The sequence below is a fragment of the Burkholderia sp. Ac-20344 genome (assembly GCF_017104975.1).
Classification (GTDB): Bacteria; Pseudomonadota; Gammaproteobacteria; order Burkholderiales; family Burkholderiaceae; genus Burkholderia.
The window spans coordinates 1-13,629 of the sequence record NZ_JAAGPP010000125.1; the positions used below are offsets into that span (position 1 = coordinate 1).

The following is a 13,629-nucleotide window of genomic DNA, read 5'->3' on the forward strand; positions in this document are numbered from 1 at the left end:
TCTCGGCTCGATCGCGTGGGTCGCACCGGCCGTCGACGACGCGAGCCGCGTCGTGCGCACGCTCGCGTCTGCGCCGCATGGCACCGCAGCGGGCGAAGCCGCCTGCTTCGACGCGGTCGCGCGGCGGGCACTCGCAGCCGCACTCACCGACGGCCAGCAGAAGGTGCGTGACGCCACGCGCGCGATGCTCGAGGCGAACCTGCGGCTCGTGCTGTCGATCGCGCGCAAGTACATGAACCGCGGCGTCGACCTGCCCGATCTCGTGCAGGACGGCAGCCTCGGCCTGATGCGCGCGATCGAGAAATTCGAATACCGGCGCGGGTTCAAGTTCTCGACCTATGCAACCTGGTGGATCCGCCAGGCGATCGCGCGCGCGGTCGCGGATCGCGCACGCACGATCCGCGTGCCCGTGCACGTCGGCGACCAGTACCAGCGTGTGCAGCGGCATGCGCTGCGTTTTCGCCAGCGCACGGGCCGCCGGGCGACGCCGGCCGAACTCGCAGCCGAAACCGGTCTCGACGAGGCCAAGCTGCGCGCGGTGCTCGCGCTGCCTGCCGAGCCCGTGTCGCTCGACGCGCCGCTGCCCGACGCGGACACCGGCCTCGTGGAGTTGATCGAAGACCAGGCGTCGGCCAGCCCGTTCGAGCAACTGGCCGACACGCGCATGCGCGAGTGCGTGAGGTCGCTGCTGCGGTCGGTCACGCCGGCCGAGGCCGACGTGCTGCGCCGGCGGTTCGGCCTCGGCGGCGCCGAGCCCGATACCTACGACGCGATCGCGCAGGACGCGGGCATGTCGCGCGAACGGGTGCGGCAGATCGAGAAACGGGCGCTCGCCGCGTTGCGCACGGCCGCCGAGGCCGAGAACGCGCAGTCGTTCCTCGACGCGTGATCGCGTCACGCGACGCACGGTCGTGCCGCCGGCCGGCACGACCGTGCGCTTCGCACCTGTGCTACGTTTGCTATTGACGTGCGTCAAGTTTTCTTCAGCGCGCGTCGCGACAATGGTGAAAAGCCGACCGGCGCATCGCTCGCCGTGTCCATTCCGTTTGCGCTTCCCCGGGTCCCTCGCCATGCAGACGAGCGCCAGCCAAACGTACGAGGAAAACCGGCATATCGCGGCCTGCCTGCGCGAGGCGGCGCAGCGGCTGGCTGACCAGGGTGCGAATCCGTACCGGGTTGCCGCGTACCGCGCGTCGGCCGAGACGGTCGATGCGCTCGACCTCGACATCCGCACGCTGTTCGAGTCCGGCGGTGTCGATGCGCTCGGCACGCTGCCCGAAATCGGCACGGGCGTCGCGCAGGCGATCGCCGAGCTGCTGGTGACGGGACGCTGGCGCCAGCTCGACCGGCTGTGTGGCGACGCCGAGCGCACCTCCGCGTTCGAAGCGGTGCCCGGCATCGGCCACGCGCTCGCGCTGCGCATTCACGACCTGCTGCACATCGATACGCTCGAGGAGCTCGAACGCGCGGCCCGCAACGGCCAGCTCGAAACGATCTCGGGCGTCGGCCCGCGGCGCGCGGCCGGCATCCGCACCGCGCTCGACGACGTGCTGAGCCGCCGCCGACGCTGGCAGAGCCGCGCGCAGAACGCCGGCCGCGGCTCGGAGCCGCCCGTCGAGCTGCTGCTCTACATCGACCGCCTGTACCGCAACAGGGCCGCCGCCGGCGTGTTGCCGACGCCTGGCATGGCGCAACGCGCAACCGCGCACCGGCGGCTGAACGCAGACGGCTACGTGCCGCTGCCCGTGATGCACATGACCAAGGGCGGCTGGCATTTCACGGCGCTGTGCCTGCATGCCGCGATGCGCACGCCGGAGGCGTCCCGCCCGACCGACTGGGTGTCGCTCTATTTCTACGACGCCGTGCAGTGCGAGCACCAGCGCACCGTCTTCACCGAAACGTACGGGTCGCTCGTCGGCAAGCGCATCGTGCGCGGGCGCGAGCAGGAGTGCCGCGTGTATTACGCGGGGTGACTCAGTCGTCGGCGACCTCGTCGATGTCGAACGCGACGTCGAGCACCGACGCGATCTCGCGGCATGCATGGGTGAGCGCGCGTGAGCGTCGGCCGGCACGGTCCACCCCGAGATCGAACCCGGTCGAATATGCCTCGTAATCGGTCGTGCGCTGCCGGTTCGGTACGTCGAACCAGAACGTCACCATGTAGTCGCCGTTCCAGCGAACCGGCATCACGTGCGTGAACCGCAGTCTCGTGATTGCACCGTGGCGGAACCGGAAGCTCTCGTCACCGACGCGGAACCCCGACCACGCACCGTCGTTCGACACGAACACGGTCAGCGTGTCATCCGGTGGCGCGGCGGAGAGGCCGTCTTCCGGGGCCAGTTCGGCCGTCGTCACCATCGCCGCGTCCGAACCGTCGCGCCCCGGCGAGAAACCCGTAATGCGGCCCGACCTTCGATGCCGCATACGCGGCAGGAAGCACATAAAGCACAAGCAAAATCCACACGCTGCAACCCCGTTGTTCTTGTTAGTGATGTCCGTTACGGAACGGTGCGGCTCGCCACCCTGCCGTCGGGCCGCCACGCCAGCCCGCCGACGCATGCGCGCCGCCTACGCGCCTTCCGCCTTCGTGCGGCGCGCCGGATGGCGATGGGCGGCGATCCGCAGCAGCTTCTGGAACGACGGGCATTCGAGATGGTTCGATGCCGGGCACACGGCCGCATGCCGCAACGCATCGCGCACGGCGCCGAGACGGCGGATCGTGCGGTCGAGTTCGTCGGCCTTGCCGTCGAGCTTCGCGCGATCGATCGCAGGCAGGCCGTCCGTGCCGACCATCGCGAGGATGTCGTCGAGCGAGAAACCGGCCTCGCGACCAAGCGCGATCAGCGCCAGGCGCTCCAGCACCGACTCGTCGTATTGCCGCCGCAGCCCGTGGCGGCCGATCGGGACGATCAGCCCCTTTTCCTCGTAGTAACGCAGCGTCGACGCGGGCAATCCCGAGCGTCGCGCCACGTCTGCAATGTCCAGCCGGCTCATGCTTGACCTCAAGTGAACTTGAAGTTGCAAGATAGTCGCTCGACTCCGTAAAGACAAGCGCCGACTGCCATGAACCCGCTGAAACCACGCTGTATTTCGCTGCGCCGTGCGGCCTTTGCCCTTCTCCGTGGAGGGTCGCGATGAGCCTGCCCGACCTCCTGCTCAACCTGTTGCTGATCGGTACGGGCGCCACGCTCGCGATGGACCTGTGGACGCTGTTCCGGCGACGCGCATTCGGCATTCCGTCGCTCGACTATGCGCTGGTCGGCCGCTGGATCGGTCACATGCTGCAAGGCCGGTTCCGGCACGTGTCGATCGGCGCCGCGGCGCCCGTGCCGGGCGAGCGAGCGCTCGGCTGGATCGCGCATTACGCGATCGGCATCGCGTTCGCGGCACTGCCGGTCGTGGTTGCAGGCACGGCATGGATCAGCACGCCGACGCTGCTCCCTGCAATCATCGCCGGCCTCGCCAGCGTGGCCGCGCCATTTTTAGTGATGCAACCCGCGTTCGGCTTCGGCATCGCGGCATCGCGTACGCCGCACCCGCGCGTTGCGCGCCGGCGCAGCATCGTCGCGCATCTGTCCTACGGCGTGGGGCTCTATCTGTCGGCGTTCGCGCTCGCAGCGCTGGCCCGGTGATCGCCGTCGTTCGCGAAGCGGACGTCGTGTGGCCGGGCGTGGTGCAAGGCTTCGGGCCGGGGCTCGTGTTCGTGCCGCTGAGTGCGCTGTCGTTCTCGACGCTGCCGCCGGACCCAGCGCGCAGACGGCACGGCCACCTGCCGCCTGATGCGCAGCATCGGGAGCCGTATCGGCATCTCGATCGTGCAGACGCTGTTGACGCGCAACACGCAGGTCGCGCACGCCGACCTCGCGACCCACATCACGCCGTTCAATCCGGCCGTGCAGGCGATGGCCGGCAGCCGCCTCGACATCGCGCTGCTCGACCGCACGATCAACCAGCAGGCGTCGATGATCGCGTCCCTGAACGACTTCACGCTGAGGTTCGTCGCGACGCCGCTGATGATCCCGCTGTTGCTGCTGATCCGCCCGCCGCAGAAAGCAGCGAGCGTGGATGTCGCGCACACGGCGACGGATCGACGGGCGCACGCGCGGCGCGCGCCCGCTTCGCCCCGCGTCGGGCCTTCGGTCAGGCCTTCATCGTGCCCGTGCGCACGTAGCGCTCGTGCCACGACAGCGCCTCGGCGAGCAGGTGCGGCGTGTGCTTGCCGAAGCTTTCGCGCGACGCACGCTCGAAGTAATCCTCGAGCATCGGCCGGTAGTCGGGATGCGCGCAGGTCGCGATGACCTTGCGTGCACGCTGCTTCGGCGACAGGCCGCGCAGGTCCGCGAGGCCCTGCTCGGTGACGACCACCGCGACGTCGTGCTCGGTATGGTCGACGTGGCTCGCCATCGGCACGATCCGCGAGATCGCGCCGCCCTTCGCGGTACTCGCCGACATGAAGCACGACAGGTAGCCGTTGCGCGCGAAGTCGCCCGAGCCGCCGATGCCGTTCTGGATCTTCGTGCCCATCACGTGCGTCGAGTTCACGTTGCCGTAGATGTCGGCCTCGATCATCCCGTTCATCGCAATGCAGCCGAGACGGCGCACGAGTTCCGGATGGTTGCTGATCTCCTGCGGGCGCAGCACGATCTTCTCGCGGAACGTCGCGATTTCGTCGGCGAAGCGCTGCACGGCGGCCGGGCTCAGCGACAGCGCGGTGGCCGACGCGAAGTCCAGCGTGCCGTCCTGGAGCAGGTCGAGCATGCCGTCCTGGATCACTTCGGTGTATGCGGTCAGGTACGAGAAGCCGGCCGAGCTGAGCTCCGCGAGCACCGCATTCGTGATGTTGCCGACGCCCGACTGCAGCGGCAGCAGGTTTTCCGGCAGGCGGCCGCGCTTCACTTCATGGCGCAGGAAGTCGATCAGTTGATGCGCGATCTGCTTGGACGTCTCGTCCGGCGCGGAGAACGCGTTGCTGCGGTCCGGCGCATCGGTCTCGACGATCGCGACGATCTTGTCGGCCGGGCAGCGCAGGTACGGCTCGCCGATCCGGTCGTCGCTTTTCGTCAGCGGAATCGGCTTGCGGTGCGGCGGCAGCGCGGTGCCGTAGTAGACGTCGTGCATCCCGTCGAGGCCGAGCGGCTGGCGCGCATTGACCTCGAGGATCACGTGCTTCGCGCGCTCGAGCCAGGTCTTGTTGTTGCCGATCGACGCGGACGGAATCAGCAGCCCGTCCTCGCGGATGCCCGCGACTTCGACGATCGCGACGTCGAGATCGCCGTACAGCCCGAACCACGCGTACTGCGCGACGTGGCTCAGGTGGACGTCCTGGTAGTCGACTTCGCCGCCGTTGATCTTGTCGCGCAACGTCGGGTCGGACTGGTACGGCAGCCGCATCGAGATGCCGTTGGTGCGGGCGAGCGCGCCGTCGAGTTCCGGCGCGGTCGACGCGCCCGTCAGGACATTGATCCGGAAGTCCTCGCCGCGCGTGTGCGCCGCGTCGATGTGGGCGGCAAGCGCGGCCGGCACGGCCTTCGGATAGCCCGACCCCGTGAAGCCGCTCATGGCGACGGTCATGCCGGGACGGATCAGCGCGGCGGCTTCGTCGGCGGTGCGGACGAGCGAACGCAGGGCGGGAGCGAGGATGCGTGATGAAGACATGGCTGGTTTCTGACGCTTTGGTCTGTCGTTGACGTCGCGGGGGGTGTCTCCTGAGCGACATGAAGCCCTTGGGGCCGCGAGGGGCGGCCGGCACCACAGGCACGGTCGGAGTATCGCAGAGGCGATCCCCGCGAAATGTCCGCCAAATGCAAAAGATCCTTGCCGGATTTGCCGGGTATCGAACGACCGTTCTGTGACAGGCGCGCCGCTTGAATCGGATCCACGCGAAAGGTGCGCGAAAGCATCGAACAGACAGACCGGTCGACGATCGCCAACCCGGGCGCATCAATCGCCGGATTTCAACCGGAATTTATCGCCCGCCGATCGATAATGACCGACACCCGTCCGGCGCGGCCAATTGTCACCCGATGCGGTTTGTCGCGGCCTGACGCACATCAAGCTCGCACGCGCCGCGCGACGTGCGCCGGGAAGCGCGAAAAGCACCGCCGCACCGGCCTGTGCGGCCCGTCCGCCCTTGACAGCCGCGCGGCGCGAACCACACTGGAATACGGATCGCGCAGCCCCGTTTGGCCGCCCTTTCGCGCACGCGCTTTTCGGCCGGCCGATCGCTGCAAGACGCGGTAACACTCCCTCATGTCAGGACATTGATCGAATAAAAAGCAACAAATTACAATTCCGTATATATTTCGCCGATGGACCAAAGAAAAACCGCCACACGTTCCGAACCGCCCCTGCCCCGCACCTGGGATGCGCGGCTCGCGCGCTCGCTTGTCCGACCGCTCGTCGACACGCCCGTCACCCCGAATCACCTCACCACCGTTCGCCTGCTGATCGGCCTCGCCGGCGCCTGGTGCCTTGCGCACGGCGGCTTCGGCTGGAGCAATGCCGGCGCGTTCCTGATCGTGCTGTCGAATTTCGTCGACCACACCGATGGCGAGCTCGCACGCATCAGCGGCAAGTCGAGCAAGATCGGTCATTTTTACGACCTCGCGGCAGACGCGCTCGTCACGGTCGCGCTGTTCGTCAGCATGGGTGTCGGCATCGTCGCCCAGGGCGGCCAGATGGCCGCGTCGCCGGTGCTGCTCGGCGCGGTGGCCGGCGCGGCCGTCGCGCTGATCTTCTTCCTGCGCATGCGGATCGAATCGTTCGCCGGCAAGGCCGGCACCAAGCAGGCATTCGCCGGCGGCTTCGAAACCGAAGACGTGCTGTACCTGCTGCCGCTCGTGACGCTGTTCGACGGCGTCGAGCCGTTCCTGCTCGCGGCGTCGATCGGCGCCCCGCTGTTCGCCGCCTGGGTCGTGATCGACTGGTGGCGCATCGTCCGGCGCGGCAATGCTTCGCAGAACCCTACTGAAATCCAGGCTTCCAAATGACTCCTAGCACGCGCGACGACTCCGTGCTGAGCCCGGCACGCCCCGCGCCTGCACGCGCGGCCGCGGCCGATCCCGATCGCACCGTGGCCGACTGCGTCGGCCCGCTCGACCTCGACCGCCTGCGCGGCGATTACACGCGCCAGGGTTCGTTCCTGTACCTCGAGCAATTCCTGCCGGCCGACGCGCACGCGAAACTCGCGGACGCCGCCCGCGCGATGCAGGCCGGCCTGAACCGCAATTACCTGCCCGGCCACAAGCAGGGCGGCAGCGTGAGCCGCCATACGATCGACGAGCAGGCGCCGTACATCGCCGAACTGTATCGCTCGAAGGCACTCATCTCCTTCCTGGAGAAGGTCACGGGCGACAAGCTGATGCTGTCGCCGGACGACGATCCGCACGCGTACGCGCTGTATTACTACACGAAGCCCGGCGACCACATCGGCTGGCACTACGACACGTCGTACTACGACGGCCGCCGCTACACGCTGCTGATCGGCGTGATCGACGAATCGTCGTGCCGGCTCGACTACGAGCTGCACACGCGCAATCCGGACGTGGCGGACGAACCGGGCTCCGTCCAGATCGCCGACGGCGGCATCGTGCTGTTCGACGGCGACAAGCTGCGCCACCGCATCACCCCGCTCGGCCAGAACGAGATGCGCGTGTCGCTCACCTTCGAATACGTGACGAACCCCGGCATGCGGCCGTGGAAGCGCTTCATCTCGAACATGAAGGACGCGATCGCGTATTTCGGTTTCCGCCAGGTGTTCAAGCAACTGGCGACGCGACGCGCGACCGGGTCATGACACGCGCCGGCCTCATCCTGCTGTCCCTCGGGACCGCACTCTTCGTTGCACTCCTTGCATGGCAGGGCGTCGGCGCGGTCGCGTCCACGTTCCTCGCGGCCGGCTGGGGGCTCGCGCTCGTCGCGGCGTTCCACGTCGTGCCGCTCGTGATCGACGCGATGGCGATCTCCGTGATGTTCCGCCACGGCCAGCCGGGCGCCGAACTCGGCAACGCGCTGCGCGCGCGCTGGGTCGGCGAATCGGTGAACAGCCTGCTGCCCGCCGGGCAGATCGGCGGCCCCGTGCTGATGGTGCGCCACCTCGCGCAGCGCGGCACGCGGATGGCCGACGCGGCGGCGGCCGTCACCGTCAGCACGACGATGCAGGCGCTCTCGCAGATGGCGTTCGCGCTGATCGGCATCGCCACGTTCAGCCTGTATGCCACACACGAATCGGTCGCGCACCTGCGCACGCCCGTGCTGATCGCCACCGGCGTGCTCGGCGCCCTCGCCGCGCTGTTCTACGTAGCGCAGCGGCGCGGGCTGTTCGGCCGTGGCCTGCGCCTCGCATCGAAGCTGCTCGGCCCGCGCGACTGGTCGTCGCTGGCCACCCGCGCCGATGCGATCGACGATGCGGTCGGTGCGCTGTACCGCGATCGTGCGAAGGTCGCGAAGACGTTCGCATTGAGTCTCGTCGGCTGGATCGTCGGCACCGCGGAAGTGTGGCTCGCGCTGCACTTCCTCGGGCACCCGGTGAGCTGGCTCGACGCACTGCTGCTCGAGAGCGTCGGCCAGGCCATTCGTGGCGCGGCCTTCGCGATCCCGGGCTCGCTCGGCGCGCAGGAAGGCGGCTACCTGCTCCTCGCGCCGCTGGTCGGACTGCCGCCCGACGCGGCGCTCGCGCTGTCGCTTGCGAAACGCGCGCGCGAACTCGCGCTCGGCCTGCCCGGCCTGCTCTATCTGCATTTCAGTGAAAGAAACTGGCAGCGGCGCCGTGCGCCGCAGCCGCTCGCCGACTGATCGTTCAGATCCGCCGGCTTTTTGGTTGGAGAACCCATGCGAGCCATCATTCTTGCGGCAGGCCTCGGCTTGCGCCTGCAACAACCGCCCGAGGCGCAGTTCCCGAAGTGCCTGCTGCGCTTCGACGACGTTTCGCTGCTCGAGCGCCATCTGCGCGTACTCGATGCCGCGGGCGTCGACGAGATCGTGCTCGGGCTGGGCTTCCAGTCCGAGAAGGTCGAGCAGGAATTGAAGCGTCTCGGCCGCCAGGCCGAGATCGTGATCAACGACCGCTACGACCTCGGCAGCGTGCTGACCGTGCATACCGTCGCCGATGCGATGACGCGCGGCGGCGACGTGCTGCTGATGGACGCCGACGTGCTGTATGACGAGAACATCCTGCACGCGCTGGTGGCCGATTCCGACAAGACGGTCGACCGCCTGCTGATCGACCGCGACTTCGAGGCCGGCGACGAACCCGTCAAGCTGTGCCTGAAGAACGGCGTGCCGGTCGAGCTGCGCAAGCAGCTCGCGGTCGACCTCGAGTACGACACGATCGGCGAATCGGTCGGCTTCTTCCGCTTCACCGAAGACACCGCGCGCCGCCTCGCGACGATCGTCGCGGGCTACGTCGACAGCGGCCGCGCGAACATGCCGCACGAGGAAGCCGTGCGCGACCTGCTGCTCGAAGGCGGCCATTCGTTCGACGTCGCCGACGTGACCGGCTCGCCGTGGATCGAGATCGACTTCCCGAACGATGTGGCACGCGCCACGCAAGACATCCTCCCCCTGATTCAACGCACCACTGCAGGAGCCGCACGATGAACGCTCGCGAACCCAACTTCACCGAATCGCGCAGCGCACGCCTGCGCCGCATGCTCGTCAGCAGCGACCTCGAATTCCTGATGGAAGCGCACAACGGCCTGTCCGCGCGCATCGTCCGCGAGGCCGGCTTCAAGGGCATCTGGGCCTCGGGCCTCGCGATCTCCGCGCAGTTCGGCGTACGCGACAACAACGAAGCGAGCTGGACCCAGGTCGTCGATGTGCTCGAATTCATGGCCGACGCGAGCGACCTGCCGATCCTGCTCGACGGCGACACCGGCTACGGCAACTTCAACAACGTGCGCCGCCTCGTGAAGAAGCTCGAGCAGCGCGGCATCGCCGGCGTCTGTATCGAGGACAAGCAGTTCCCGAAGACCAACAGCTTCATCGGCGGCGAGCGCCAGCCGCTCGCCGAAATCGACGAGTTCTGCGGCAAGATCAAGGCCGGCAAGGATTCGCAGACCGATCCCGACTTCTCGATCGTCGCGCGCGTCGAGGCGCTGATCGCGGGCTGGGGGATGGACGAGGCGCTGCGCCGCGCGAACGCGTATGCGGAAGCCGGCGCCGATGCGATCCTGATCCACAGCAAGCTGTCGCGCCCGGACGAGATCCTGCAGTTCGCGCGTGAATGGAGCGGCAAGGCGCCGCTCGTGATCGTGCCGACCAAGTACTACAGCACGCCGACCGACGTGTTCCGCCAGGCCGGCTTCAGCACCGTGATCTGGGCGAATCACCTGATCCGCGCATCGGCATCCGCGATGCAGGCGACCGCGCGCGAGATCTACGAGAGCGAAACGCTGATCAACGTCGAGGACCGCGTTGCATCGGTCAACGAGATCTTCCGCCTGCAGGACGCCGACGAATACTCGGCCGCCGAGCGTATCTACCTGTCGTCGTCGTCGCGCGCGTCGAACGCGGCGATCGTGCTCGCCGCGAGCCGCGGCAAGGGCCTCGAAGCCGTGACCGAGGACAAGCCGAAGGTCATGCTGCCGGTCGCCGGCAAGCCGCTGCTGCGCTGGCTCGTCGACGGCTTCAAGACGCACGGCGTGAACGACATCACCGTGGTCGGCGGCTATCGCGCCGATGCGATCGACACGTCGGGCATCAAGCTCGTCGTCAACGAGCGCCATGCCCAGACGGGCGAGCTCGCATCGCTCGCGTGCGCGGCCGAACGCCTGACCGGCGACACCGTGATCTCGTACGGCGACCTGCTGTTCCGCAGCTACATCGTGCGCGACCTCGCGGAGAGCGAGGCCGAGTTCAGCGTGGTGGTCGATTCGTCGCTCACGGAGACCAACCAGAGCGTGCGCGATTTCGCGCTCTGCTCGGCTGAAGACGATCGCGGCCTGTTCGGCCAGAAGACGTATCTGCAACGCGTCTCGAGCGACGTCGCCGCAGGCACGCCGCACGGCCGCTGGATCGGCCTGCTGAACGTGCGCGGCGCCGGTGTCGACCGACTGAAGGCGACGCTCGCGACGCTGCAGGCGCGCCCCGATTTCGACACGCTCGACATCCCGTCGCTGCTCAACGAACTGATCGCCGCCGGCGAGAAGATCGAGGTGCAGTACGTGCACGGCCACTGGCGCGGCGTCAACGATCTCGAAGACTTCCGCCGCGCGGGCGACTTCGCGCACGGCCAGACGCCGCTGTCCGAACCGGGCACCGGCAACGGGGGCGCGCAATGATCGAAGCGGCCCAGTTCGTCGAGGCCGCGCGCGAGCGCGGTTTCGACTGGTACGCAGGCGTGCCCTGCTCGTACCTGACGCCGTTCATCAATTACGTGCTGCAGGACCCGACGCTGAATTACGTGTCGGCCGCGAACGAAGGCGACGCGGTCGCGCTGATCGCGGGCGCGACGCTCGGCGGCAAGCGCGGCATTGCAATGATGCAGAACTCGGGGCTCGGCAACGCGGTGAGCCCGCTCACGTCGCTGACCTGGACGTTCCGCCTGCCGCAACTGCTGATCGTCACGTGGCGCGGCCAGCCGGGTGTCGCCGACGAGCCGCAGCATGCGCTGATGGGGCCGATCACGCCCGCGATGCTCGACACGATGGAGATCCCGTGGGAGACGTTCCCGACCGACCCCGAACAGGTCGGCCCGGCACTCGACCGCGCGATCGCGCACATGGACGCGACGGGCCGCCCGTACGCGCTCGTGATGCAGAAAGGCAGCGTCGCGCCGTATGAGCTGAAGGCCAACCCGGCGGCGAAGCCGCGCGCGCATGTCGCCGCGCAATCGTCGTCGCGCGCTGCGTCGGCCGACGCATGGCCGACCCGCCAGGACGCGCTGCAGCGCGTGATCGCGCACACGCCGGTCGATTCGACCGTCGTGCTCGCGTCGACCGGCTTCTGCGGCCGCGAACTCTATGCGATCGACGATCGCCCGAACCAGCTGTACATGGTCGGCTCGATGGGCTGCGTGACGCCGCTCGCGCTCGGCCTCGCGCTCGCGCGCCCCGACCTGCGCGTGGTCGCGGTCGACGGCGACGGCGCCGCGCTGATGCGCATGGGCGTGTTCGCGACGCTCGGCACCTACGGCCCGGCCAACCTCACGCACGTGCTGCTCGACAACGGCGCGCACGAATCGACGGGCGGCCAGGCAACGGTGTCGCAGCACGTTTCGTTCGCGGGTGTTGCTGCCGCGTGCGGGTATGCGTCGGCGGTCGAAGGCGACACGCTCGACGTGCTCGATGCGGCGCTGGCCGAGTCGGCCGATGGCGCGCAGTTCGTGCGCGTCGCGATCCGCACCGGCGTGCCCGACGGCCTGCCCCGCCCGACCGTCACGCCCGTCGAGGTCAAGACACGTCTGATGCGGCACATCGGCGCCGCGCAGACCGAAGCCCACGTTGAAGGAGCCCATTGATGCTGCTGCTGAACCCCGGCCCGGTCACGCTCACCGAACGCGTGCGCCGCAGCCTGCTGCAACCCGATCTGTGCCATCGCGAAAGCGAATTCTTCGATCTGCAGGATGAGGCGCGTCAGCGTCTCGTCGCCGCGTATGAGCTTGATCCGGCCGAGTGGGCGGCCGTGCTGATGACGGGGTCGGGCACGGCGGCCGTCGAGAGCATGATTGCGGCGCTGGTGCCGAAGGACGGCAAGCTGCTCGTGATCGAGAACGGTGTGTATGGCGAGCGGATCACGCAGATCGCGACGCAGTATGGCATCGCGCATGATGTGCTGAAGCATGAGTGGATGCAGGCGCCTGATCTCGCGCAGATCGGTGCAAGGCTCGATGCGGGTGGGTACTCGCATGTTGCGGCGATTCATCATGAAACGACGACGGGCCGGCTGAATGATCTCGGTGCGATTGCCGAGGTGTGCCGGTCGCGCGGCGTGAAAATGCTCGTGGATGGTGTGAGCAGCTTTGGCGCGGAAGCGATCGATTTTGCCGGTGGTGATATCGATGCTGTGGCTGCCACCGCGAACAAGTGCCTGCACGGCGTGCCGGGCGCAGCGTTCGTGATCGTGCGCCGCAGCGCGCTCGCGAAGGCCGCGAGCCGGACTTACTACCTCGATCTCGGTCGTCTCGCGAAGCTGCAGGATCAGCGGAATACGCCGTTTACGCCTTCCGTGCATGCGTATTACGCGCTGGTCGAGGCGCTGCGTGAGTTCGATGAGGCTGGCGGCCGGCGTGCGCGGCATGCGCATTACAAGGCGCTCGCCGATCAGGCGCAAGCCGGGCTTGCGGCGCGCGGGATGCCGCTGGTGCTGCCGGAAGGGGAATCGTCGGTTGTGCTGCGTGCGTATCGGTTGCCGCAAGGTGTGACGTACGAGACGCTGCATGATGGGCTGAAGGCACGCGGCTTCGTGATCTACGCAGGGCAAGGCGGGTTGTCGAAGGAGTTGTTCCGGATTTCGACGATGGGGGCGATCCAGGCGGCTGATGTCGAGCGGTTGCTGGAAGGGTTTACGGCGCTGACGCGGTAAACAGCGCCCTTTCGTCGACAAAAGGCCCGCAAGGGCCTTTTTTTATTGTTCGCACATTTCGAGAATCACCGGCCACGCTATCGGTATTCGGTCAGTTGCAGTCAGTCG

At 67.9% G+C, this 13,629-nt stretch carries 14 protein-coding genes; 10 read left to right on the top strand and 4 right to left on the bottom strand.

Going from position 1 to position 13,629, the window contains the following annotated elements:
- A partial coding sequence (locus G3N64_RS29755) for a sigma-70 family RNA polymerase sigma factor (RefSeq protein ID WP_205787289.1) occupies positions 1–889 on the top strand: 889 nt, incomplete at its 5' end.
- Positions 890–1,070: 181 nt separating this feature from the next.
- Entirely contained in the window at positions 1,071–1,973 is a 903-nt protein-coding gene (locus tag G3N64_RS29760) for a helix-hairpin-helix domain-containing protein (protein ID WP_205787290.1), read from the top strand.
- Position 1,974: 1 nt separating this feature from the next.
- Here G3N64_RS29760 and G3N64_RS29765 read toward each other — a convergent pair whose 3' ends face one another.
- Positions 1,975–2,358 carry a hypothetical protein gene (locus G3N64_RS29765; RefSeq protein WP_205787291.1) on the bottom strand — a complete coding sequence of 128 codons (384 nt, stop codon included), beginning with the start codon at positions 2,356–2,358 and terminating at the stop codon, positions 1,975–1,977.
- Positions 2,359–2,568: 210 nt separating this feature from the next.
- Positions 2,569–2,994, bottom strand: a complete 426-nt coding sequence (locus tag G3N64_RS29770) for a helix-turn-helix domain-containing protein (RefSeq protein WP_205787292.1) — start codon at positions 2,992–2,994, stop codon at positions 2,569–2,571.
- Positions 2,995–3,134: 140 nt separating this feature from the next.
- Here G3N64_RS29770 and G3N64_RS29775 point away from each other — a divergent pair, with 140 nt between their 5' ends.
- Complete coding sequence (locus tag G3N64_RS29775; RefSeq protein WP_205787293.1) at positions 3,135–3,632, top strand: DUF2938 domain-containing protein; 498 nt, start codon at positions 3,135–3,137, stop codon at positions 3,630–3,632.
- Here the strand turns inward: G3N64_RS29775 and G3N64_RS29780 are convergent.
- Positions 3,593–3,988, bottom strand: a complete 396-nt coding sequence (locus tag G3N64_RS29780) for a hypothetical protein (protein ID WP_205787294.1) — start codon at positions 3,986–3,988, stop codon at positions 3,593–3,595. The genes G3N64_RS29775 and G3N64_RS29780 overlap by 40 nt on opposite strands.
- 152 nt (positions 3,989–4,140) lie before the next feature.
- Positions 4,141–5,655, bottom strand: coding sequence for an acetyl-CoA hydrolase/transferase family protein (locus G3N64_RS29785; RefSeq protein WP_205787295.1), 1,515 nt, complete (start codon positions 5,653–5,655; stop codon positions 4,141–4,143).
- A gap of 653 nt (positions 5,656–6,308) precedes the next feature.
- On the opposite strand from G3N64_RS29785, the gene G3N64_RS29790 reads away from it, so the two are divergent.
- From G3N64_RS29790 to G3N64_RS29820, 7 genes are read left to right on the top strand one after another with little or no spacing between them, the layout of a single operon-like run.
- Positions 6,309–6,989, top strand: a complete 681-nt coding sequence (locus G3N64_RS29790; RefSeq protein WP_107313512.1) for a CDP-alcohol phosphatidyltransferase family protein — start codon at positions 6,309–6,311, stop codon at positions 6,987–6,989.
- Positions 6,986–7,795: a 2OG-Fe(II) oxygenase gene (locus G3N64_RS29795; RefSeq protein ID WP_205787297.1), complete on the top strand. Its 810-nt coding sequence runs from the start codon at positions 6,986–6,988 to the stop codon at positions 7,793–7,795. The genes G3N64_RS29790 and G3N64_RS29795 overlap by 4 nt, the downstream gene beginning before the upstream one ends.
- Entirely contained in the window at positions 7,792–8,793 is a 1,002-nt protein-coding gene (locus G3N64_RS29800) for an HpnL family protein (protein WP_205787299.1), read from the top strand. The genes G3N64_RS29795 and G3N64_RS29800 overlap by 4 nt, the downstream gene beginning before the upstream one ends.
- Positions 8,794–8,829: 36 nt before the next feature.
- Complete coding sequence (locus tag G3N64_RS29805) at positions 8,830–9,597, top strand: phosphocholine cytidylyltransferase family protein (RefSeq protein WP_205787300.1); 768 nt, start codon at positions 8,830–8,832, stop codon at positions 9,595–9,597.
- Positions 9,594–11,279 carry a phosphoenolpyruvate mutase gene (aepX, locus tag G3N64_RS29810; RefSeq protein WP_205787303.1) on the top strand — a complete coding sequence of 562 codons (1,686 nt, stop codon included), beginning with the start codon at positions 9,594–9,596 and terminating at the stop codon, positions 11,277–11,279. The genes G3N64_RS29805 and aepX overlap by 4 nt, the downstream gene beginning before the upstream one ends.
- Complete coding sequence (aepY, locus tag G3N64_RS29815) at positions 11,276–12,457, top strand: phosphonopyruvate decarboxylase (protein WP_205787305.1); 1,182 nt, start codon at positions 11,276–11,278, stop codon at positions 12,455–12,457. Before aepX ends, aepY begins: the two co-directional genes overlap by 4 nt.
- Positions 12,457–13,521 (top strand): 2-aminoethylphosphonate aminotransferase, encoded by a 1,065-nt coding sequence (locus tag G3N64_RS29820; protein ID WP_205787307.1) that lies wholly within the window; start codon positions 12,457–12,459, stop codon positions 13,519–13,521. Before aepY ends, G3N64_RS29820 begins: the two co-directional genes overlap by 1 nt.
- Positions 13,522–13,629 lie beyond the last annotated feature (108 nt).

Bases quoted from the DNA above. Each gene is read 5' to 3' on its own strand.
- G3N64_RS29820 (WP_205787307.1), top strand. From the start codon at position 12,457: ATGCTGCTGCTGAACCCCGGCCCGGTCACGCTCACCGAACGCGTGCGC.
- G3N64_RS29765 (WP_205787291.1), bottom strand. From the start codon at position 2,358: ATGGTGACGACGGCCGAACTGGCCCCGGAAGACGGCCTCTCCGCCGCG.
- aepY (WP_205787305.1), top strand. From the start codon at position 11,276: ATGATCGAAGCGGCCCAGTTCGTCGAGGCCGCGCGCGAGCGCGGTTTC.
- G3N64_RS29770 (WP_205787292.1), bottom strand. From the start codon at position 2,994: ATGAGCCGGCTGGACATTGCAGACGTGGCGCGACGCTCGGGATTGCCC.
- G3N64_RS29800 (WP_205787299.1), top strand. From the start codon at position 7,792: ATGACACGCGCCGGCCTCATCCTGCTGTCCCTCGGGACCGCACTCTTC.
- G3N64_RS29790 (WP_107313512.1), top strand. From the start codon at position 6,309: ATGGACCAAAGAAAAACCGCCACACGTTCCGAACCGCCCCTGCCCCGC.
- G3N64_RS29795 (WP_205787297.1), top strand. From the start codon at position 6,986: ATGACTCCTAGCACGCGCGACGACTCCGTGCTGAGCCCGGCACGCCCC.
- G3N64_RS29785 (WP_205787295.1), bottom strand. From the start codon at position 5,655: ATGTCTTCATCACGCATCCTCGCTCCCGCCCTGCGTTCGCTCGTCCGC.
- G3N64_RS29805 (WP_205787300.1), top strand. From the start codon at position 8,830: ATGCGAGCCATCATTCTTGCGGCAGGCCTCGGCTTGCGCCTGCAACAA.
- G3N64_RS29760 (WP_205787290.1), top strand. From the start codon at position 1,071: ATGCAGACGAGCGCCAGCCAAACGTACGAGGAAAACCGGCATATCGCG.
- G3N64_RS29775 (WP_205787293.1), top strand. From the start codon at position 3,135: ATGAGCCTGCCCGACCTCCTGCTCAACCTGTTGCTGATCGGTACGGGC.
- aepX (WP_205787303.1), top strand. From the start codon at position 9,594: ATGAACGCTCGCGAACCCAACTTCACCGAATCGCGCAGCGCACGCCTG.